Origin of the sequence: Pseudomonas sp. S3E12, from assembly GCF_001702295.1 — a bacterium.
Taxonomy (GTDB): Bacteria; Pseudomonadota; Gammaproteobacteria; order Pseudomonadales; family Pseudomonadaceae; genus Aquipseudomonas; species Aquipseudomonas marginalis.
The window spans coordinates 143,241-164,372 of the sequence record NZ_MBDT01000029.1; the positions used below are offsets into that span (position 1 = coordinate 143,241).

Sequence of the window (21,132 nt, forward strand, 5' to 3'; positions counted from 1 at the left end):
TCCAATCGATTAAAAAGTCAGGACCAGCGGCGGAAGATCAGCGACGTATTGACGCCGCCAAAGGCAAAGTTGTTGTTCATCACGTAGTCGTGGTGCATCTCGCGAAACTCACCCTGCAGGTAATCCAGCTCGCCGCATTGCGGGTCGACGGAGTCCAGGTTGAAGGTGTGCACGTACTGGTCGCGGTTCATCATCTCGATGCTGAACCACGATTCCAGCGCACCGCAGGCGCCCAAGGTATGGCCGAGGAAGCTTTTCTGTGAGCTGATGGGCATGCGGTTGCCGAACAGACTGCTGGTGGCCTGGGTTTCGGCGATGTCGCCCTGGTCGGTGGCGGTGCCGTGGCCGTTGACGTAGCCGATGGCGGCAGGCTCCAGGCCCGCATCTTCCAGGGCCAGCTCCATGGCGCGGCGCATGGTTTTCTGCTCCGGGCGCGTGGTGTGCTGGCCGTCGGCATTGCTGCCGAAGCCGACGATCTCGGCATGGATATGCGCGCCCCGCGCCAGTGCGTGTTCCAGCTCTTCGAGCACCAGCATGCCGCTGCCTTCGCCGATCACCAGGCCGTCGCGGCCGCTGTCGTAGGGACGTGGGCTGGTTTGCGGCGCGTCGTTCTTCAGGCTGGTGGCATACAGCGCGTCGAACACCATGGCTTCGGTGGGGCACAGCTCCTCGGCGCCGCCGGCGAGCATCAATGGCAGGCGGCCGAACTTGATCGCTTCATAGGCATAGCCGATGCCCTGGCTGCCGCTGGTGCACGCGCTGGACGTGGGGATCAGCCGCCCGGTGAGGCCAAAGAAGATGCTGATATTCGCCGCCGTGGTGTGGGGCATCATGCGTACGTAGGAGTTGGCATTGAGCCCCTCGGCCACCGAGTTCAGCAACATATTGCCGAAGGCCTTGATCTCATCGGTACTGCCGGTGGACGAGCCACAGGCCACGCCCATGCGCCCATCCTTGATCGACTCGTCACCGAGCAAGCCCGCGTCCTGCAACGCCTGCTCCGCCGCCCACACCGCCAGGCGCGAGACGCGGCCCATGCTGCGCAGCTGCTTGCGCGTCCAGTGGGCGGGCACGACGAAGTCGTCGACCGGCCCGGCCAGGCGCGTGTTCAATTCGGTAAAACGCTCCCACTCGTCCATGCGTCGGATGCCGCTGCGGTTGGCGCGGAAGTTGGCGGCGATGGTGTCCCAGTCGCTGCCCAGGGAGGTCACGCCGGCCATGCCGGTGACGACGACGCGTTTCATCAGCACAGGCCTCCATTCACGGCCAGGACCTGGCGCGTGATATAGCCGGCTTCGGCCGACATCAGGAAATTCACCGCACCGGCGACTTCTTCCGGGGTGCCCATGCGTTGCGCCGGGATCATCTTCATCAGTTCTTCCACCGGTACGTTTTCATCCAGCATGGCGGTGTCGATCAGGCCGGGGGCGACGCAGTTGACGGTGATCTTGCGCTTGCCCAGTTCGATGGCGAGGGCCTTGGCCGCACCGATCAGGCCGGCCTTGGAGGCGCTGTAGTTGACCTGGCCACGGTTGCCGATCAACCCGGAGACCGAGGTGATGCACACGATACGCCCGGCTGCGCGACGACGAATCATCGGCATCATCACCGGGTGCAGCACGTTGTAGAAGCCATCCAGGTTGGTGCGCATCACCACGTCCCAATCGTCTTCCGACAAGGCCGGGAAGGCGCCGTCGCGGGTCAGGCCGGCGTTGAGCACCACGCCGTAATAAGCACCGTGTTGCTCAACATCGGCCTCAAGGATCTGCTTGCACGCGGCGCGGTCCGCCACATCGAATTGCAGCACCCGCGCCTGGCGGCCCAGGGCCTCGATCTCGACCTGTACCGCGCAGGCTTCGGCCCGACCGTTGCGGCAATGCAGCACGATGTCATGCCCGGCCTGGGCCAGGCGCAGGGCAATGGCGCGGCCGATGCCACGGCTGGAGCCGGTGACCAGTACGGGTTCAGTCATGGCGTTTCGTCCTTCGATTCATCTAAATAGTTGGCCGCCTGGGGCGGTCGAAATACATTCAAGCGCGCACTGGCCTGGATACCGCTACCGGTGAGGTGGCATTCGAACACACCCATGCCGTTGTCGTCTTCCAGGGAACGCAGGCCGTGGATGTTCAACTCGGCGCCGGCCGGGAAGTGTTCCACGTTGCACTCGAACTTGCGTGTGCCGAGCAGGAAGCCCAGTTCCACCGCTTCACCCTTTTGACGGGCACGGCAGCCGGCGTAGGCGGCGACGCTCTGCGCCATCAACTCGATGCCGACCCAGGCCGGCAGGCTGCCGTCAGGGCGGTTGAACAGGCCGCCGGGCTTGACGGTGAGGCGGGTGTGAATCTGCTCTTCATCGAACGACAGCACCTGGTCGATCAGGATCATGTCGCCCGCGTGGGGCAGCAGTTCGGCGAGTGGCCAATCGGTCATGGGGCCTCTCCGATTATCAGGCTGACATTGTTGCCGCCGAAGGCAAACGAGTTGCTCATCAGGCAGCGTTTTTCCAAGGTGTCCCCCGCCTGCGCCCATTGCAGGGCGGGCAGCGCGGGGTCGGCCTGGCCGTCCCACACATGGGGCGGCACCCGGCCATGGGCCAGGCTCAGCCAGCAGAACGCGGCTTCCAGCGCGCCGGCCGCGCCCAGGGTGTGGCCGCTCATGGGTTTGGTCGACGAGCAGGTCACGCCGTCGGGGAACAGGCTGGCGACGGCCAGGCTTTCCATGGCGTCGTTGTGTTGGGTGGCGGTGCCGTGCAGGTTCAGGTAGCCGATCTGCCCGGGCTGCACGTTCGCACTGGCCAGGGCCTTGCGCATCGCCTGCAACGCGCCTTTGCCGGTGGGTTCCGGCGCGGAGATATGGTGCGCATCGCAACTCGCACCGCTGCCCAGCAGGGCGATCGCCGCAGGCGCTTTAGTCATCAGGAACAGCACCGCCGCTTCGCCGATATTGATGCCGTTGCGGTTCACCGAAAACGGGTTGCAGCGTTCGTTGGACACGGCTTCCAACGCGCCGAACCCATTGAGGGTCAGCTTGCACAGGCTGTCGACGCCGCCGCAGAGCACCGCGTCGCACACTCCCAGGTCGAGCAGGCGTTGTGCGCTCATCAAGGCCCGGGCGCTGGAGGTGCAGGCGGTGGAAATCACATAGGCCGGGCCGCTCAGTTGCAGCCAGTCGGCGAGAAAATTCGCCGGGGCGCTGAGTTCCTGTTGCTGGTAGTCGTAGTCGCTGGGGAAGTGCTGATCGCGCAGGTACTGGGCGATACCGCGGCTGGCTTCGTCGATGCCGGAGGTGCTGGTGCCGAGCACGACCCCGACCCGCGAGGCGCCATAGCGGTGGATCGCCTGGCGAATCTCGCCCTCGATCTGCAGCGCCGCCTCCAGCAGCAGTTGATTATTGCGGCTGCTTTGCTGGCCGAGTTGCGTCGGGATGGTCGCCAGCTCGCCGTGCACACTGCCTACCGGCAGCGTGCGCTCCGGTACCCAGCCGCTTTCGGCGCGCATCCCCGAGCAGTCGCCGGCAAACAGGCTGCGACTGACGGCGGCCTGGCCACGGCCGAGGGCGCAAATCACGCCGAGGGCATTGAGGTAGGCGCTCATCGGGCGGCACCGAGTGGCGTGATGCGGTAGCTCAAGGGCTGGCCGCTCATGTTCACACTGAAGACTTCTGACGATTGGTAGACGATCTGCCAATGGCCCGGCAGGGTGCGTGTGAGGTCCATTGCCTGGGCGCCGGGGTAGAGCGCGCGCACGTCATCGGCCGAGGTCAAGGCAAACAAGAGTGCGGCAAACAGCTCGCGTGCCTGGGGATTGGGCGGCAGCAGGCCGTCGGCCTGCCACTGGCCATCGATCAGTTTTTGCCGGGCCTGGGGAATGCCCAGGGGGTCCATCATCGACCAGCGGATTGCGCCGCCTTCGCGTTGGATCACCAGCAGCCAGTCCTGGCTCTGGCCGTCCGCCAGGCGCTGCACATGCAGCTGTAGCGGCAAGGCCAGGGTCGGGGTTTTTTCAGGCAGCGGCGCCTGGCTGGCGCAGGCGCTCAGCAGCAACAGGCAACCGATCAACAGGCTGCGCATCATGGTGCGGCGCTCGCCAGGGGTTTGCGCGCCACGCAGTTGACCAGGGTTTCTTCACGCTGGCCCACCGGCGGCGGGTTACGCAGGCCCCAGCGCTCCAGCAGGCCGAAGTCGCGGGAACGGCTCCACCACAGGTAGGGGTACGAAACGTTCTGCGGGCCGAACTCAAAGCCCTGCTCGCGGAGCATCTGCAGGTACTCTTCGGCGCTTTTCTGCACATGCATGGGATGGCGGAACAGCCAGCGAATGACCCAGGTGTCGATATAGGCTTCGGTGGATTCGGCAAACAGCAAGTAACCGCCCGGCTTGAGCACCCGGTAGAACTCCTTGAGTGCGCGATGCTGTTCAACCAGGTGATGGAAGGTCTGGTGGCAGAACAGGATGTCGACGCTGGCGTCCGGCACATCGAGGGTGGCGCAGTCACTGCCGATCAATTCGATGGCCAGGCCCTGGCGCGCGGCTTCGGCCTTGCTCAGTTCCAGGCTGTGGGGGTCGGCATCCAGACCGATCAGGCGCGCGGGGGCAAACACCTGCTGCAAGTACTGGAATGACTTGCCCTGGCCGCAACCGGCGTCCAGCAGCACCGGCGCCTGGGGCAACGGGTCGGTGAACAGGCCACGCAGGTCGTTGATTGCCACGCGCAATACATGGTGCTGCCAGGTATGGCTGCGCAGGAACCAGAAGCCGAAGCGGGTTTCTTCGACGTAGTTTTTACTCAGGTATTGAGACGTCATACCGGTTCACTCGCGCAAATTTCCGACAACATCCGCAAGCGCCGCTTGGGCTCGCTGACAAACGGGTTGCGTTCGTCCCACGCGTAACCGGCGAGGATCGAACTGATCATCCGGCGAATGTCCGGTGAGCTGCCGGGGTGGAAAATCACATCCTGGAAGGTGCCTGCATACCAGCCTTCGACATAGCAGCGGAAGGTGTCGACACCACGCTTGAGCGGCTCGGCAAACTCGGTTTGCCAGTCCACTGTCTCGCCTTTGAGCTGACGATGCAGCACGCCGGCGGCCATGCTCGCCGAGCGCATGGCGATGGTCACGCCGGAGGAGAACACCGGGTCGAGGAATTCCGCCGCATTGCCCAGCAACGCAAAGCCGGGGCCGTGCAGGGTTTTGACGTTGGCCGAGTAGCCGCCGATGGTGCGCGCTGGCGTGTCCCATACGGCGTTGTCCAGCACGCCGGACAAGCTCGGGGTTTCGTCGATAAAGCCGCGCAGGCAGGCGTCGAGGTCAGCGTCGCGACCGTCGAAATGCTCCTTGGCTGCAACCACGCCCACCGAGCAGCGACCGTTGCTGAACGGGATGGTCCAGAACCAGATATCGCGCTTCGTAGGGTGCGTGGTGACCAGGATCTTGGTGCGGTCGAAGCCTGGGTGTTCGATGCGGTCTTCAACGTGGGTGAACACCGCCTGGCGCAGCGGGAAATTCGACGGCGCCTCCAGGTCGAGCAGGCGCGGCAGCACGCGGCCGTAGCCGCTGGCGTCGAGCACAAACTTGGCCTTGATGTGGTACTCGCTGCCGTTCTCACGGCGCACATGCAGGTAGCGGCACTCACCGGAGAAATCCACGCCGACGATGGTTTCGCCGTAGCGGATGTCGACGCCTTGCTGGGCTGCCTGATCGGCCAGCAACTTGTCGAACTCGCCGCGCTGCACCTGGAAGGTAGTGGGCTTGCCGTTGCTGAAGGTGTCACCGAAATCGAACGCGCTGTAACGCTCGCCCCAGGCAAACGCGGCACCGGTTTTTACCTGGAATCCCGCCGCCTGCACGGCGTCGAGCATGCCGGCCTCTTCGATGAAATCGATGCAGTGTGACAGCAGGCTTTCGCCGATCGAGAAGCGCGGGAAATGCTGGCGCTCGATGATCAATACATCATGCCCTTTGCGTTTGAGCAGTGCGGCGGCAATCGCGCCGGATGGCCCGGCACCAATCACCACCACCTGGCGACGTTCCATTTCAACTATGGGCACGAGGGCTCCTTGCCGCTTTGGCGATAACTACATTCATGAGGCGTGTTTCCGTTGGCCGGCCCAGGGCGCCAGCATAAAGCTGAATGCCAGGCCCAGGCTGACCGACAGGCCGAAATTACTCACTGCCGGGGTACTGGACACCGCCAGCAGGCCGAACGACAACCAGGTCGTCAGCGCTGCCAGCAGCGTCCCTAGAAGGCTGACAGCGGGGCCGCCGATCTGTTCGCGCATCAAAATCGCATAGTCGACACTGATGGCCGTGACCAGCAGCAACCCGAACAGGCTGAACAGGGTCAGCGGCTGGCCCAGCCAACCCAGGCTGGCCAGGCTGCACAGCGCCGCCAGCAACGGCAGGGCGACGATGCGCAAGGCCCCGCCGAAGCCGAACGGCAGGATCAGTAACAGCACGATCAGCACGCACGACATCAACTTCAATTCGGCGGCGCTGATCTGCGTGTCGGCGAACACACGGTTCAAATCCCCGAGACGATCCACCAACTGCACGCCGGGCAGGTCCACGGCTTGCACCCGCAGCAGCGCCGGGTTGTTCAAGCCCTGCAGGCTGACCATGGCCGCCACGCCGCCGTCCACCGGGCCCAGCCACAGGGTGCGCCAGGGTTCGGCCAAGGGGCCCACCAGTGCAGCGTCGATGTCTTCGGTGGGCAGCGCTTGCAGTTGCGCGACTTCGGCTTGCAGGGCGCCGGCGGGCACGCCGAGGTCCAGCAGCGGCTGCCAGTGTTGTGGAAGTGTGCTCAGGGCGTCGCGCAGTTGCTGCTGTTCGGCGGGCAGGCTGACCAGTTGGTTGAGCGCCAGGTAACCCTGGAGCTTGTCCATATTCACCAACTGGTCCAGGCGTTGGCCCAGGGCGGCTTTGCGCTCCAGCAACTGCGACTGGTTGTCGGCCCGTATCAGGAAAAACTGGCTGGTGGGCTGGAAACCGGTAATGCGCGCCACGGCCTGTGCCTCTTGCAGCAACTGCGGCGGCGCGCCGATCCACTGGCGGATATCGTTTTTGCTGTTCAGCTGCCAAAGGCCGCCGGCGCAGAACAGCAGCACCCACACCAGCAGCACCGGACTGGGCACACGCTTGAGCAAGGCGGCCCGCACCCGCCACAGGCACTCGGCGACGCGCAGCGGCCATTGTGCCGGGCGCAGTTCGACACCCTTGAGCAGTGCCGGCAGCAGGCACACCGCTGACAGGTAGGCGCCGACCAGGCCCGCGGCGGAGAACACCGCGATTTGCGTCAAGGCCGGGAAGGGCGTCCAGGCCAGCGCCAGGTAGCCGATGCAGCTGGTGGCCAGGCTCAGGCTCAGCCCTGGCAGCGTCAGGCGCAATGCCGGCCAACTGCGCCAGGGGTTCATGCTCCAGCTTTTCGACAGGTAGTGCAGCGGGTAATCCACCGCGACGCCGATCAGGCTGGAGCCGAGCACCAGGGTCATCACATGCATATGGCCGAACAGCGCCACGCAAGCGACGGCACCAAACAGCATGCCTACCAGCACCGGTACAAACGCCAGCAGCACTCGCCAGCGGCGGAACGCCAGCAACAGCAGCAGCAGGATGCCGACGGTGGCGCCACCGCCGACCCAGGTGATTTCCCGCGTGGCCTGTTGCTGGCCGTTCGCCGCGTAAAGCAAACCGCTGGCGGCGAGCAATTGCGCGCCGTGTTCGCCGGCCTGCGTGCGGCTGGCCTGGAGCAGATCCGCCACCTGCAGCGGCAGTTTCATGTCGAAGGCATTGCCGGTGGTGCGTGCCCGCAGCAGCACCCAGCTCTTGCCGTCGGCATCGGCGATCAAGGCGCCGCTGCCGATGTCCAGTTGCACCGAGCCGTGCTGCGGCTGGCTGTTCTGGATGCGCCCGGTCAGGCCCAGCCAGTCGTCCTGGCTCGGCACCAGGCTGAAGCCGGTGAAGGGGTCGAACAGCGACTGCACTCGTTGCTGGATGAACGCGTCGGGGTGGTCGATCAGCTGTTCGCGGTCCTTGGCCGAGAGCATCGCCAGCCGTCCGCGCAGCAACTGCTCACGCAGCGCCGGCAGGTCGGCTTGCAGGTTCCATTGCACCTTCTCGAACAAGCCGCTGGCCTGCCAGCGCTCGCCCAATTGCTGGGCCACGGCCACCGCTTGCTGGCGATCGGCGTGCCCCACCAACACCAGCATTTCGCGGTTGAGCGGCTCCTGCATGCGCTGTTCGGCTTGCAGTTCCAGGGCGTCCGGCGTACTGCCCGGCACCAGCTCCATCAGGTTGGCCGACAGCGGTGCACCCTGGCGCCACTGCCAGCCGGCCAGGGCCAGCACGGCCACCAGCAGGATCAGGAACAGGCGGGGCAGCAGGCGCTCACTGGGCAAAGTCGTGTTGCTCCGCGTCGCTCAATGGCTGGCCGGCGCTGCTGTCCTGCATGCGCAGTACGGTGCTGTCGCCCTGGGTTTCCAGCAGTTCGATCTTCTGCACCAGCTCACCGCCATCGATATTGATCTGGGTGAATACCTGCTTGAGCAGCAATGAGCGCGGGATCAGCGTGAGCTTCCATTGCCGGGCTTCGCCTTGCAGTTGCAGCTCGAAGTCGCGCTGCAAGCCGCTGCTGTCGCCCTGGAGCACGGCGAGGAACAGACGGTTCTGTTCGGCACCGGCGCTCTTGTTCGGCAGCAGTTGCCAGCCGTTGGCGTCACGGCGGGCGATGCCCTGGGCGCTGATGCGGTAGTCCTGTTGCAGCGGGGTTTTCAGCAGCCACAGCAGGCCGTGGTCCTTGGCCAGGACGAAGGTGCCTTTGCTGACCAACGGCTGCGGCAGCGCACGCAGGTGTTTTTCCTGGATGAAGCTGCCGTGAATGACCGTTGGCTTTGCCAGTTGGTCGCTGAGTTGTTGCAGGTCGAAGGCGTGTGCCGCCCCCGAAAAACCAAACAACACCAACACTGTAGGCGCGAGCTTGCTCGCGAAAAACCCGAGAGCGCCGCGGGGGATCAGGAAACCCGCGTTATCGTTGACGATCTTCGCGAGCAAGCTCGCTCCTACAGAGAACGGGGTCAGCATTTCAGGGCCCTTTCGACGGCGTCGGTGAATACTTTGGGGGACGCCAGCTGCATCTCGCGAGTGGCGATGTCCACCGCCACCTGCACAGTGCTGGCGCGGGTCAGGCGCTCGCCGCTGGCCAGGTCGGTGATCAGGTAATTGACCTTCAAGCGGTTCTCCCACTCCACCAGGCTGGCGCGCACGTTGATCGTCTGGCCGAACACCGCACCGCGCACATAGCGCAGTTGCATGTCGATCACCGGCCAGGCGTAGCCGGCTTCGAGCATCGCAGTGTAGTTGTGGCCGATCTTGTCCAGCAGCGCGCAGCGTGCGATTTCCAGGTACTTCACGTAATGCCCGTGCCAGACGACGTGCATGGTGTCGACGTCAAAAAACGGCACCAGGATTTCGGTGTCGCTGTGCAGTACGCCAGGGCTACGCATGCAGCCTCCAGTGTTGCTCGGCGATGCGTTGCAGGCACAGGCGCAGTTCGCCTTCGAGGGCACGGTCTTCGATGACCGGCGGGAAGTCCTGGGCCAGCTCTACATGCATGGCCGCCAGCGCCGGTGGCAACGGGCGTGCGTCGTCGGCCTGGGCGCGCAGCCACACGCCCTGGTTGGCGGCGAGCAGGGTGGCGGCGGCGACCTGTTCGGTCAGCTCCAGCACGCGGATCGCATCGCGGGCGGCGATGGTGCCCATGCTCACCTTGTCCTGGTTGTGGCACTCGGTGGAGCGCGAGAACACGCTGGCCGGCATGGTGTTTTTCAGTGCTTCGGCGGTCCAGGCGCTGGTGCCGATCTGCACCGCCTTGAAACCGTGGTTGATCATCGCGCGGTCCGCCGGTGCGCCGGACAGGTTGCTCGGCAGGCCGTGGTTGTAGCGCACGTCCACCAGCAGGGCGAGCTGGCGGTCAAGCAGGTCGGCGACGTTGGCCACCAGGGTCTTGAGGCTGTCCATGGCAAAGGCGATATGCCCACCGTAGAAGTGCCCGCCATGCAGCACGCGTTCTTCTTCGGCGTCGATGATCGGGTTGTCGTTGGCGCTGTTCAGCTCGATCTCGATAAACGAACGCAGCCAGTTCAGGCTGTCGGCCAGCACGCCGAGGACGTGGGGCGCGCAGCGCAGCGAGTAGCGATCCTGCAGGCGATGCAGCGGCGCGGTCGGCGCGTCGATCGCCAGGTCCTTGCGCAGCCAGGCGGCGACTTGCATCTGCCCCGGGTGCGGCTTGGCAGCGAACAGACGCTCGTCGAAGTGTTCCGGGTTGCCTTGCAGCGCCACCACGTTCAGCGCGGTGATGCGCGTGGCCAGTTGCAGCAGGTAGTCGGCACGGGCAAAGGCCAGGCAAGCGATGCCGGTCATCACCGCGGTGCCGTTCATCAGTGCCAGGGCTTCCTTGGGGCGCAGTACCAGCGGCTCCCAGCCGAGTTCGCGGTGCACGTCGGCTGCCTGGCGACGCTCGCCACGGAACAGCACTTCGCGCTCGCCGGACAGGGTCGCGGCCACGTAGGACAGCGGGGTCAGGTCACCGCTGGCGCCCACCGAGCCTTCTTCCGGGATCAGCGGCAGTACGTCGTATTCGAGGAAGGCATGCAGGCGCTCCAGCAGTTCCACGCGCACCCCGGAGACACCGTGGCACAGCGACTGCAAGCGCGCCGCCAGCACCGCACGGGTGGCTTGGGCGTCGAGCAACTTGCCCAGGCCGCAACCGTGGAAGGTGTACAGGTGACGGGGCAGGGCCTCGACATGTTGCAACGGCACCGCGACCACGCAGGAGTCACCGTAGCCGGTGGTCACGCCGTAGATCACGCCTTCCTTGTCCAGCAGCGAGTCGAGGAACTGCGCGCCCTTGGCGATGCGCTGGCGATACGCGGCATCGCCTTGCAGCTGGGTAGGCACCTGACGGTTGGCCAGGGCCAGCACGTCTTCGATGCGCAGGGGGCGTTCGCCAAAGGTTACCGGCTCAAGATGCGTCGTCATCGGTCTTCCAGAAAGGGTAAAAGTTGAACCATTGTTGGGGCGCTTCCAGGCAGAACTGGCCCAGGCGTGCGGCGTAGCGCGCGGTCCACAGGGCGATGACCTGCTCGCGGGTGCTGCGTTTCCATTCGATCAATTGCGCGAAAGGCTCGATGGTCAGGCGATAGCGGCCCTGGTGTTTCAGGCACATCAGCAGGTTGACCGGGCATTTCAGCAGGCCCGCCAGCAGCCACGGGCCTTGGGGGAAGGCAGCGTCATGGCCGAGGAAGTCCACGCGCACCGTGCGCCCGCCATGCAAGGGCACGCGGTCGCCGGCAATCGCCAGCCATTCGCCGTCGTCCAGGCGCTGGCTGAGCAGCAGCATGGTGGCCGGGTCCAGCTCGCTGACCTGGATCAGGCGCAAGTGGGTGGCACCGGCTTCGCCCAGCAGGCGGTTGAAGCGTTCGGCGTGCTTGGTGTGCACCAGCACGTTCATGGTGACCTGTTCGCCGATTTCCGCCAGCGCGCGGCACACTTCGAGGTTGCCCAGGTGGGCGCCCACCAGCATCTGCCCGCGCCCTCCACGCAGTTGCCCGCGCAGTTTCGCCGGGTCGTTGATGTCGATCTGTTCCAGGCGCAGCTTGCCGTTCCACACGTCGAGTTTGTCGAGCAGGGCATCGGCGAAGGCCATGAACTGGGCAAAGACTCTGCGCTGGCTGGGGCGCAGTTCATCGCGCCCGCTCCAGTCGGCCAGGCGCTGCTGGTATTGCCAGGCGCTCTGGCGCGCGGTGCGGCCGAACAGGAAGAAGTACAACACGATGCCATACAGCACCGGGCTCAGCAGGCGGCGGCCGAGGACCTTGGCGGCGAGGGCGGTGAATTTCATCAGCCAGTAGCTGCCGCGCTCTTCGCGGTCGGCCCAGTGCTTGGTGCTGTCGCTCATGCCTGCCACCGTCGCCACAGGATCAGCGGCGCACGCACCAACATGCCGAAGAACAGGCGGGTGTGCATGGCGCTGATGCGCACGTTGTCGCGGAACAGGCGGAAGTGCGACAGGCCGTCGGCGGGGTAATGCACCTGGGTCGGCAGCCAGCGCATCGGCTGGTTGCGCCAGGCCAGGCGCACGAGGATGTCGGAGTCGAAGTCCATGTGCGTGCCGATATAGGCCGAGTCCATCAGCGCTAGCACCGGTGCCAGCGGGTACACGCGAAAGCCGCACATCGAGTCGCGGATCTGCAGCGACAGGGTGTTGATCCACACCCACACATGGGTCAGGTAACGCGCGTACAAACGGCCCTTGGGCACGCTTTCGTCGTATTCGGGGTAGCCGCAGATGATTGCGTTGGGCTGCCTGCGGGACGCGTCGATAAACGTCTCGACTTCGCGCAGGTCGTGCTGGCCGTCGGCGTCGACCTGCAAGGCGTGGCTGAAGCCCAGGCGTGCCGCTTCGCGAAACCCGGCCATCACCGCGCCGCCCTTGCCCTGATTGGTCGGCAGGGTCAGCAGGGTGACATTGTCCAGCCGCGCCAGTTGCGCCAGCACCGCTGCGCAGGCCGGGCTGCTGCCATCGTCCACCAACAGGCACGGCAGGCCACTGTTCAACAGGCTGTGGACCACGGCGGGCACGGCGGCTTCGTGGTTATAGACCGGGATCAGGGCGCAGGGGTTATGCATGGGAACCCTCAGCGTCTGGTAAATAACCTGTGGCGAGCGGGTTTGTTGTGGTGAGCCGGCTTGTTGTGGTGAGCGGGCTTGCCCCGCGTTGGGCCGCGGAGCGGCCCCAGTAAGGTAACCGAGGCGTGTCAGACAGACCTCCGGCGCAGGTTTTGGGGCCGCTTCGCAGCCCAACGCGGGGCAAGCCCGCTCGCCACAGGATGCCCGTTAGCCATACCAAGCCCGCTCGACACAAAAGCTTATGCATGGGCGGCTTCCAATTGGATGCGGCCGCTGGCACAGGCCGCGACGCCGTTGCGGTAGGCGAAATACAACTTGCCGCGTTCCTGGTCAAAGCGCAGGTGCAGTTCGATACGGTCGCCGGGGCGCACCAGTTGCTGGAACTTGAGCACTTCCATGCCGGCAAAGGTCGCGGGCAGATCGAGCAGTTGTTGGCCGAGGTTGAACGCCCACTCCACCTGGACCACGCCGGGCAATACCGGAGTGACCGGGAAGTGGCCGCTGAAATAGGCCAGGTCCGGCGGCACGCTCAGTTGCAAGGTCCATTCGCCATCGACTTCGACTTGCTCCAGCACTTCCGGCGCCTTGGGCCGGGGCGCCAGCAGCAGCGCGGCCACATCGCCCTGGGGCAGTTTGCCCTGGGCATTCAGCGGCAGCTGGCGCAGCAGCCGCCAGCGACGTGGTAGCGCCAGGGCTTCGCAATGCTGGCTCAAATGGTGGCGCAGGGTCTGGGTGACAGTCCGTCGGCCCTGGTTGCGCAGGGCGTGCAGGCCGTCGGCACTGAGCACCACCAGCGCGCCGAGGGAGGCGCGGTTTTCCTGCACCACCCCCAGGCGCGTTTCGACGACCCACGGGTGGGTCATCAGCGCCTGCTCAAGCATGGGCAGGGAGATGCGTTTTTCTTCCAGCTTGACGATACGGTCCAGGCGTCCGAGCAGCTCGAAGCGACCATCGGCATGGATGCGCGCCGCGTCAGCGGTTTGTTCTATGTGCCCGACGGGCAAGTACGGCGAGGCGATGCGCAGGGCTCCGTCGGCGTCCTGGCTCAGGTGTATGTCGGCGAACGGCTGCCAGGGTTGCGCGCTCTGGCGCCAGGCGATGCCGCCGGTTTCCGAGCTGCCGAGGATCTCGGTTGGCCATTGCTGCAAGCGCTCGTATAGACTGCCGGCCGCCTCGATGGGCAGGGCGCCGCCCGACGAGAACACCCGCGATACCTGGCTCAGCGCCGGCCAATCGAGGTTGTCGCCCATGCGTTTGAGCAGCGCCGGGCTGGCGACCCAGGCGAATTGCGGGTGTTCGCGGCTGGCGCGTTGTATGTCTTCCGGAAACGCCAGCTGGCGGCGCACAAAGCTGCGACCGGCGCACAGCGGCCACAGCACGCGGAACAGCAAACCGTAGATGTGCTGGGTGGCGACACTGCCGATGATGCAGGCGTCTTTCAGGTCGGCGCCCCACAGGGCTTCCAGGGCCTGGACCTCATTGGCCAACTGGCGCAGGGTCTTGTCGATGCGCTTGGGTTCGCCGCTGGAGCCGGAGGTGCACAGGCTCAGTTGGCAGGTGTCCAGGTCGAGGGCAGCCGGGCTCAACGGTGCTTGATACAGCGCGTCCAGGTCTGCCGCTTCAGTCAGCCAGGCGTCGACAACCGCCTCCCAGCGTTGGCGGGTCTGGGGTTGCAGATCGGCGGGCAGCAGTACGCTGGCCCCGGCGCGCCAGGCGCCCAGCAGTGCAATCGCCAGCAGGCCGGCGTCTTCCAGGTGCAGGGCCAGGCGCTGGATGCCACGGGCTTGCAGCCCGGCGGCCAGGCTCAGGGAGTGCTCCCACAGCTGGGCGTGATTCATTGCAGGTTCGGTGGTCACCAAACGCTGTTCCAGCGGCTCGAGCAACAGATGCTCAAGATTCAACCCATTCATACGCGGCCTCGAACCCTTTGTCGTACCAGCCATTCCACGGCAAACAACAGCCCCATCAGCCCGTAGGCGATCAAGCCGTTGTACAACGTCCACCAGCTCAACGGCGCCCATAGGGTGAGGGCGGCGGCGAGCAGGCCATTACACAGAAAAAACACGCACCACACCACGGTGACCTGGCGCGTATACACAATCGCGTGCGGCGGCAGCACCGGGTCGGTCATGCGCGCCAGACGCTCCACCATCGGCGGGCCGTATTTCAGGCTCAGGCCGAACAGCGCCAACATGAACGCACTGACCAGGCTCGGGTACCAGCGCAACAGGTGCGGGTTGTCGAACCAGGCCAGGGCCAGGCAAAACACGATCACCGCCAACGCCATCCAGCGGCTGCCGGGGCGTGCCGCACCCGTGACCGCGCGCAGCAGCCACAGGCTGCCCAGCAGCAGGCCGAATTGCCAGGGCGCAAAGTGCTCGGTGCCGTAATACACCGCAAACGGGTACAGCAGCCCCGCCAATAACAGGCCAAGGCCGATCAGCCGGCTCATGCGGCAGGCTGGACCAGACGGTACACCGCCTCAACCACGTCGTTGACGGTGCGCACGGCCTTGAACTCTTCGGCGGCGATCTTCTTGCCGGTCTGGCGCTTGATATGGTCGATCAGGTCCACGGCATCGATGCTGTCGATCTCCAGGTCCTGATACAGGTTGGCGTCGAGGGTGACGCGCTCCGGGGGCAGTTCAAACAGTTCCACCAAGGCATCGCGCAGGGTGTTGAAAATATCGTCACGAGTTTGCATGGTCCGGTCTCAAGCTGCCTGTCTGGCCGTGACGAACGCCGCAAGGCTGGCCACGTTGGTGAAGTGATTGCGGGTGTCCTTGGCGTCGGCATCGATTTTGATGCCGTACGTTTTCTGGATCGCCAGGCCCAATTCCAGGGCGTCTACCGAATCCAGGCCCAGGCCTTCGCCGAACAGGGTTTGGTCGCTGCCGATGTCGTCGGCGCTGATGTCTTCCAGGCCCAGGGCCTCGATGATCAACAGCTTTATGTCGTGCTCAAGGCGGTGTTGGTCGCTCATCTTCGGCGAGCTCCTTAATGAAATAGTGGTGCAGGTAATCGTTGAGCTTGCGTGAGGCCTGGGGCGCGGGCCCCAGTGTTGCGAACGCCTGTGGTTCTATATCGGCCCCCACGCGCAAACTGAAGTGAAAACGGCATTTAGGGATGCGATACCAGGGTTCGGCCTTGGTCAGAGTGGTGGGGCTGACCTTGATCACTACCGGGGTGATGATTGTCGCACCGCGCAGGGCAATGGCGGCGGCCCCGCGATGAAAGGCGGGCGCCACGCCGGGTGTGGTGCGGGTGCCTTCGGGAAAGATGATCAGCGTCTGGCCTTGGCGCAGGGCGTCGGCGGCGGCGTCGAGCATGTCTGCGCTGCCGTCGTTGCTTATGTAACCCGCGTCGCGCACCGGGCCACGGGTGAACGGGTTTTGAAACAGGCTCTGCTTGATCACGCAATTGGTCTGGCGCATCAGGCCGATCAGGAACACCACGTCGATCAGCGACGGATGGTTGGCGATGATCATCTGGCCTGGCTGGCCGAGCCGTTCGGCGCCTTCGACGCTGTAGGTCAGCACGCCGGCGCGCTGCATCAGGCGGATAAAGAACCAGAACAGCTTGCTGATGGTATGGCGGGCGCGGCGCTGGTGCCTTTCTACGTTGCCCGGCAGGCAGCTGAGCAGGGGAAAGACCAGCAAGCGCAGGCACAACCCGCCGACGCCGAACACGAAGAAGCTCGCGGCAGTGGCGAACAGGCGCCAGTAGTAGGCATCCCGTGGCTTATCGTTCACGACTTGCGTTGCCAGTTCCATACACGGTTCTTCCAGGCATGTTGGCAGGCGCCCTGTTCGGTAAGCAGGGCGCGCAGCAGGTTCAGGGCGTGGGGCCACTGGGTTTGAGTGGGTTGGACAGTGCCGGCGCTGAGTTCCAGTTGCCACTCGTCGCCTGGTGTCAGCAGCAGGCCGAGGGCGTAGGGAAACGGCACGTCAACGATCCAACTGGCGTAGGCCTCGGGCGGCTGTTCTTCGGTGATGACCAGTAATACCGCCGGAGCGCCTTCGTTGAGCAGGGCCGCGGCTTCGAGCATGCCGTGCTCCAGGCCATCGCCGGCGGCGGCGAGGGCTGTCATTTCGCTGGTTTCATTGCGCAGGATCGACCACAGGCCAATCACCGCGTTATGCACCGACAGGCTGAATTGGGTCGGCGACAGCGGCTGGTCGTTGGCCAGGTCGCTGAGGATGTCGAGGGTGCGCGGGGTTTCGCCATGCCGGGAAATAAACACCAGCGGCAAGTCTTGCAGGCCGTCGGCCAGCGGCCAGCCTACGCTGAACGCCATGCGCGCCAGGCGGCTCAGGCGGCGGCGCTGCATGGCCGGCAGGAACGACACGTCGGGCGAGGCATCGCTGGCAGGCAGCAACACCGGGGCCTGGCACCAGGCGTGCCAGTCGTCCGCGCTTTCCAGGCCGGGGGCCCAGGCGCGCCATTGGGCGATGTTGAAGTTGATCACTGAGAAGTTATCCCGCCCCTGCGGGCTTCCATGTGCGGCTTTTGGCCCCGAATACCGGGACAAGGAGCAATCGCCGAGTGGCGCGCATTATCCCGGTGCTGCGGGGTTCTAGCAAACTTTGGTAAAGAATTGTGCAAGGCCGATTACAAATAAGTCGGGAAGGTTTACAGATTGTCCTTCAACGAGGGGCAACTTGGATCGTCGGACACTTCCTTTTCATTTGTACGCGACATATGACAGACCCGATGCAATGCAGCAATGCATCGATGAACGAGGTAGCTAACAGGCGCTTTTGCCCTCTACACTCGGACATTCATTGATACACGGAGGTTTTTCCATGCGGCGCGTGGTGTTCAATCAAAAAGGCGGTGTTGGCAAGTCGAGCATCGCCTGCAACCTGGCGGCGGTCAGCGCCAGCGAAGGCTATCGAACCCTGTTGGTGGACCTCGATGCACAGGCCAATTCAACCCAATACCTGACGGGGCTGACTGGCGACGACATCCCCATGGGGATCGCGGACTTTTTCAAGCAAACCCTGTCTTCCGGGCCGTTTTCGAAGAAGAACAAGGTCGATATCTACGAAACCCCCTTCGACAACCTGCACGTCATCACCGCCACCGCCGAACTCGCGGACCTGCAGCCCAAGCTTGAGGCCAAGCACAAGATCAACAAGCTGCGAAAGCTGCTCGATGAACTGAGCGAAGATTACGACCGGATCTACCTGGATACCCCGCCAGCCCTGAACTTTTATGCGGTTTCTGCGCTGATTGCCGCTGATCGTGTGTTGATTCCCTTTGATTGCGACAGCTTCTCGCGCCAGGCCCTGTATGGCCTGCTGGCTGAAATCGAAGAATTGAAGGAAGACCACAACGAAGGCCTCGAAGTGGAAGGTATCGTGGTCAACCAGTTCCAGGCACGGGCGAGTTTGCCGCAGCAGATACTCGATGAGTTGATTGCCGAGGGCTTGCCGGTGTTGCCGGTGTACCTGGCCAGCTCGGTGCGCATGCGCGAGTCGCACCAGGAGAACAAGCCGCTGATCCACCTCGACCCACGGCACAAGCTCACGCAGCAATTCGTGGAGCTGCATAACCTGCTGGAAAATGCCTGATTTTGCTGGCGACACAAAACCTCTGTGGGAGGGGACAAGCCCCCTCCCACACTGTCCAGCATTGTTCTCCAGGTCCGGTTACACCCCCTGGCTTCGCAACCAGCTCATCAGCTGCGGCAACGGAAACGCCCCGCTCTGGCGCGCAACCTCGCGGCCGTTCTTGAACAGAATCAGACTGGGGATCGAACGAATCCCCAATTGTGCCGACAGCTGCTGATTGGCCTCGCTGTCCAGCTTGGCCAGCCTGCACTTGCCTTCCAGCTGCCCGGCCGCCTGTTCAAACACCGGCGCAAACGACTTGCATGGTCCACACCAATCGGCCCACACGTCCACCAGCAGCGGCAGGTCGCCCTTGATCTGGCTGGCGTAGTCGCCTTGTTTCAGCTCGAAAGGCTTGCCCAGTAGAACCGGTTGCTTGCAGCGCCCGCACTTGGGCGTATCACCCAGGCGTTCTGCGGGGATGCGGTTGAGGCCGTTGCAATGGGGGCAGGGGATAACGAGAGGTTCGGACATGGTGGGCTCCGTGGATGTGGCCAATGCTCCCTATCTGGAGTCAGGCATCAGCTTTATCAAGCTTGGGGGTAGCGACGCATGTGCTAACAGATTCGCAAATGTCGATTGGCGCGTGCCTATCTAGGCTGGAAGTGCTTGTTCGAAATAGCACCATCGGTCCGTTCGGCGCCATAGCAAATTGCGATAGCCGGCGTTCGGGTTTAACCTTCATAGCAATATGCGATAGGGATGTTGCATGCGTGTAATCAGTGCGAAACAAATCAGAAGTGCCAAGTTGAAGTGGCCTCATTCAGCCAGTGCTTTGGATGAGTGGTATCGGAAAGTCAAAGTTCTCAATCCTGAGGAATTCGCGGCGTTGAAATCGATTTTCCCGCAGTGGATAAGGTGGGGGCGCTACCGAATGCAGCGGCTTTATATTCGGCATGTGCTGGACCATCGGGAATACGACAAGGGTAAATGGAAGGAGTGATTGAAAATGAGTGTGCTGATTGAGCAGGTGGCCGAGCATTGGCAATTCGTGTCGCCCCTGTTGCGCAAGCCCAAAACCGAGGCTGACTACGATGTTCTGGTGGAGGCGCTCGACGAATTACTGGACATCGTCGGGGATGACGAAGCCCATCCGTTGATGGGCGTGGTCGATATCATCGGTGACTGGGTCGAGGCTTATGACCTGGAGCATTGGCCGATGCCTGAGGCGAGCGGTGTCGACGTACTGCGATCAATGATGCAGGAGCATGGCCTGACTCAGAGTGATTTGCCGGGTGTGGGTGCTCAATCGGTGGTCTCGGAAATCCTCAGTGGAAAACGCCAGCTGAACGTGCGACAGATTCGTTGGCTGGCGGATTTTTTCAAGGTGCCGGTCGACCTGTTCATCTAACTGTGGGCATGGCGCGTATCACGACGAACAACTGATCTCCAAATGCTTGCCCCAATCCGGCGGCCGCTGCGCGTACCGTTCCATCCCTGGCTGCTCCTCGAACGGTTTGGAAAGCACCTCATGCAGTCGCTGCACTTCGCTGTAGTCGCCTGATTCGGCGGCGGCGATAGCGTTCTGTGCGAGGTAGTTGCGCAGGATGTACAGCGGGTTCACTGCGTGCATCCGCTCACGGCGCTGCTCTTCGCTATAATCCCCGTCCCGCGCAACACGGGCCGTGTACAGCTCGGCCCAGGCATCGAACCCGGTGAGGTCGACAAAGTCATCGCGCAGCTTCGCCACCGCCAGCGCTGCCGATTCGTCGCCCAGGCGTCGGAAGAACAAGGTGTAATCCACGCCGCTGTTCTGCATCAGCTTCAACAACCTCTCCACCAGCTTCTGGTCGTCGTCTTCGGCGGTGGTCAGCCCCAGTCGGCGGCGCATCAGGTCCAGGTAGTGGGCCTGGTACAGCGGCAGGTACAGGCCAAGGGCTTCTTTCAAGGCATCGACGCTGATAAATGGCGTGAGCGCCTGGGCCAGCGCGCTGAGATTCCACTGGCCGATGGGCACCTGGTTGCTGAAGGAGTAACGTCCTTCATGGTCCGAGTGATTGCAGATGAAGTGCGCGTCAAAGTCGTCGAGAAACGCAAACGGCCCGAAGTCGAAGGTGATGCCGAGGATCGACATGTTGTCGGTGTTCATCACGCCGTGGCAGAAACCATAGGCCTGCCATTTGGCGATCATCTCGGCATTGCGCTCGACGATTTCGCGGAACATCGCCAGGTAGGGCTCGGGCTGTTCGCGGCACTCGGGGTAATGCAGGTTCAACACGTGTTCGGCCAGCTCGGCCTGCTGTTCGGGCTTCTTGGTGTAGTAGAAATATTCGAAATGACCAAAACGGATATGGCTGGGCGCCAGGCGCAGCACCATCGCCCCACGTTCCTGCTTCTCACGCCAGACCGGGGTGCTGGAGCCAATCACGCACAACGCACGGCTGCTGGGGATACCCAGTGCATGCAGCGCTTCGGAGGCCAGGAACTCCCGAATCGACGAGCGCAGCACCGCGCGGCCATCGCCCATGCGCGAGTAGGGCGTCATCCCGGCACCCTTGAGGTGCAGGTCCCAATGCTCGCCGGCCTCGTTGTATACCTCGCCCAGCAGCAATCCCCGACCATCGCCCAGCTGCGGGGTGTAGCCGCCGAACTGGTGCCCGGAGTAGACCATTGCCCGCGGCTCGGCTTCGGCCCACAGCTTATGGCCGCTGAACAGCTCGGCGAATACCGGCGTTTGCGCCACGGCAGGGTCGAGGTCGAGCAGGGCCATGGCGGCATTGCTTGCCACCACCAGGCGCGGTTCGTCGAGGGGCTCGGGCAGTACGTGGGTTGAGAACGCGTCGCCCAGTCGTGCGAAGCGGTTGTCGAAGGTCAGTTCGTCGAGGGCTTTCACCGGC

The 21,132-nt window shown here is 63.9% G+C and carries 24 protein-coding genes; 3 read left to right on the top strand and 21 right to left on the bottom strand.

Translation table 11 applies throughout. The annotated features are described in order from the left end of the window. Positions 1-17: 17 nt before the first annotated feature. The 19 genes from BB029_RS22265 to BB029_RS22355 all read right to left on the bottom strand — a co-directional run bounded on the left by BB029_RS22265 (position 18) and on the right by BB029_RS22355 (position 17,148). Complete coding sequence (locus tag BB029_RS22265; RefSeq protein ID WP_065940798.1) at positions 18-1,244, bottom strand: beta-ketoacyl-ACP synthase; 1,227 nt, start codon at positions 1,242-1,244, stop codon at positions 18-20. Further along, on the bottom strand, positions 1,244-1,972 hold the full coding sequence (fabG, locus tag BB029_RS22270) for a 3-oxoacyl-ACP reductase FabG (RefSeq protein WP_065940799.1): 729 nt from the start codon (positions 1,970-1,972) through the stop codon (positions 1,244-1,246). Before fabG ends, BB029_RS22265 begins: the two co-directional genes overlap by 1 nt. After that, positions 1,969-2,430 (bottom strand): hotdog family protein, encoded by a 462-nt coding sequence (locus BB029_RS22275; protein WP_065940800.1) that lies wholly within the window; start codon positions 2,428-2,430, stop codon positions 1,969-1,971. The genes fabG and BB029_RS22275 overlap by 4 nt, the downstream gene beginning before the upstream one ends. Continuing rightward, positions 2,427-3,593 (bottom strand): beta-ketoacyl-[acyl-carrier-protein] synthase family protein, encoded by a 1,167-nt coding sequence (locus BB029_RS22280; protein ID WP_065940801.1) that lies wholly within the window; start codon positions 3,591-3,593, stop codon positions 2,427-2,429. Before BB029_RS22280 ends, BB029_RS22275 begins: the two co-directional genes overlap by 4 nt. Beyond that, positions 3,590-4,072 carry a hypothetical protein gene (locus BB029_RS22285; protein ID WP_065940802.1) on the bottom strand — a complete coding sequence of 161 codons (483 nt, stop codon included), beginning with the start codon at positions 4,070-4,072 and terminating at the stop codon, positions 3,590-3,592. Before BB029_RS22285 ends, BB029_RS22280 begins: the two co-directional genes overlap by 4 nt. Further along, positions 4,069-4,803: a class I SAM-dependent methyltransferase gene (locus BB029_RS22290; protein ID WP_065940803.1), complete on the bottom strand. Its 735-nt coding sequence runs from the start codon at positions 4,801-4,803 to the stop codon at positions 4,069-4,071. Before BB029_RS22290 ends, BB029_RS22285 begins: the two co-directional genes overlap by 4 nt. After that, entirely contained in the window at positions 4,800-6,047 is a 1,248-nt protein-coding gene (locus BB029_RS22295; protein WP_065940804.1) for an NAD(P)/FAD-dependent oxidoreductase, read from the bottom strand. Before BB029_RS22295 ends, BB029_RS22290 begins: the two co-directional genes overlap by 4 nt. Before the next feature lie 33 nt (positions 6,048-6,080). Continuing rightward, the gene (locus tag BB029_RS22300) at positions 6,081-8,393 is read right to left on the bottom strand and encodes an MMPL family transporter (protein ID WP_065940805.1); all 2,313 of its coding nucleotides are present in this window, start codon (positions 8,391-8,393) and stop codon (positions 6,081-6,083) included. Then, a complete protein-coding gene (locus BB029_RS22305) occupies positions 8,383-9,075 on the bottom strand; it encodes an outer membrane lipoprotein carrier protein LolA (protein ID WP_065940806.1) in 693 nt (230 codons plus the stop codon). Before BB029_RS22305 ends, BB029_RS22300 begins: the two co-directional genes overlap by 11 nt. Next, a complete protein-coding gene (locus BB029_RS22310) occupies positions 9,069-9,497 on the bottom strand; it encodes a thioesterase family protein (RefSeq protein WP_065940807.1) in 429 nt (142 codons plus the stop codon). The genes BB029_RS22305 and BB029_RS22310 overlap by 7 nt, the downstream gene beginning before the upstream one ends. After that, positions 9,490-11,031, bottom strand: coding sequence for a histidine ammonia-lyase (hutH, locus tag BB029_RS22315; RefSeq protein WP_065940808.1), 1,542 nt, complete (start codon positions 11,029-11,031; stop codon positions 9,490-9,492). The genes BB029_RS22310 and hutH overlap by 8 nt, the downstream gene beginning before the upstream one ends. Continuing rightward, positions 11,015-11,950: a glycosyl transferase gene (locus BB029_RS22320; protein WP_065940809.1), complete on the bottom strand. Its 936-nt coding sequence runs from the start codon at positions 11,948-11,950 to the stop codon at positions 11,015-11,017. The genes hutH and BB029_RS22320 overlap by 17 nt, the downstream gene beginning before the upstream one ends. Continuing rightward, positions 11,947-12,681, bottom strand: a complete 735-nt coding sequence (locus BB029_RS22325) for a glycosyltransferase family 2 protein (RefSeq protein WP_065925691.1) — start codon at positions 12,679-12,681, stop codon at positions 11,947-11,949. The genes BB029_RS22320 and BB029_RS22325 overlap by 4 nt, the downstream gene beginning before the upstream one ends. Before the next feature lie 239 nt (positions 12,682-12,920). Beyond that, the gene (locus BB029_RS22330) at positions 12,921-14,591 is read right to left on the bottom strand and encodes an acyl-CoA synthetase family protein (RefSeq protein WP_065940810.1); all 1,671 of its coding nucleotides are present in this window, start codon (positions 14,589-14,591) and stop codon (positions 12,921-12,923) included. Beyond that, a complete protein-coding gene (locus BB029_RS22335) occupies positions 14,588-15,133 on the bottom strand; it encodes a hypothetical protein (protein WP_065925689.1) in 546 nt (181 codons plus the stop codon). Before BB029_RS22335 ends, BB029_RS22330 begins: the two co-directional genes overlap by 4 nt. After that, positions 15,130-15,384 (bottom strand): acyl carrier protein, encoded by a 255-nt coding sequence (locus BB029_RS22340; RefSeq protein WP_003187949.1) that lies wholly within the window; start codon positions 15,382-15,384, stop codon positions 15,130-15,132. The genes BB029_RS22335 and BB029_RS22340 overlap by 4 nt, the downstream gene beginning before the upstream one ends. 9 nt (positions 15,385-15,393) lie before the next feature. Further along, positions 15,394-15,663, bottom strand: coding sequence for a phosphopantetheine-binding protein (locus BB029_RS22345; RefSeq protein WP_027604978.1), 270 nt, complete (start codon positions 15,661-15,663; stop codon positions 15,394-15,396). After that, complete coding sequence (locus BB029_RS22350; protein WP_065940811.1) at positions 15,641-16,453, bottom strand: 1-acyl-sn-glycerol-3-phosphate acyltransferase; 813 nt, start codon at positions 16,451-16,453, stop codon at positions 15,641-15,643. The genes BB029_RS22345 and BB029_RS22350 overlap by 23 nt, the downstream gene beginning before the upstream one ends. Continuing rightward, positions 16,429-17,148 carry a beta-ketoacyl synthase chain length factor gene (locus tag BB029_RS22355; RefSeq protein ID WP_065940812.1) on the bottom strand — a complete coding sequence of 240 codons (720 nt, stop codon included), beginning with the start codon at positions 17,146-17,148 and terminating at the stop codon, positions 16,429-16,431. The genes BB029_RS22350 and BB029_RS22355 overlap by 25 nt, the downstream gene beginning before the upstream one ends. Positions 17,149-17,485: 337 nt before the next feature. Here BB029_RS22355 and BB029_RS22360 point away from each other — a divergent pair, with 337 nt between their 5' ends. Continuing rightward, entirely contained in the window at positions 17,486-18,256 is a 771-nt protein-coding gene (locus BB029_RS22360) for a ParA family protein (RefSeq protein WP_065940813.1), read from the top strand. Positions 18,257-18,334: 78 nt separating this feature from the next. Here the strand turns inward: BB029_RS22360 and trxC are convergent, their stop codons facing one another. Beyond that, a complete protein-coding gene (gene trxC / locus BB029_RS22365; RefSeq protein WP_027604974.1) occupies positions 18,335-18,769 on the bottom strand; it encodes a thioredoxin TrxC in 435 nt (144 codons plus the stop codon). A 235-nt stretch (positions 18,770-19,004) separates the two neighbouring features. Between trxC and BB029_RS22370 the strand changes: the two genes are divergently transcribed. Together BB029_RS22370 and BB029_RS22375 are read left to right on the top strand one after the other, a co-directional pair. Continuing rightward, on the top strand, positions 19,005-19,238 hold the full coding sequence (locus BB029_RS22370) for a type II toxin-antitoxin system HigB family toxin (RefSeq protein WP_065940814.1): 234 nt from the start codon (positions 19,005-19,007) through the stop codon (positions 19,236-19,238). Positions 19,239-19,244: 6 nt separating this feature from the next. Further along, on the top strand, positions 19,245-19,646 hold the full coding sequence (locus BB029_RS22375; protein WP_027604972.1) for a type II toxin-antitoxin system HigA family antitoxin: 402 nt from the start codon (positions 19,245-19,247) through the stop codon (positions 19,644-19,646). Positions 19,647-19,664: 18 nt separating this feature from the next. Here the strand turns inward: BB029_RS22375 and selO are convergent, their stop codons facing one another. Further along, positions 19,665-21,128 (bottom strand): protein adenylyltransferase SelO, encoded by a 1,464-nt coding sequence (gene selO / locus BB029_RS22380; RefSeq protein ID WP_065940815.1) that lies wholly within the window; start codon positions 21,126-21,128, stop codon positions 19,665-19,667. Between the last annotated feature and the right edge of the window lie 4 nt (positions 21,129-21,132).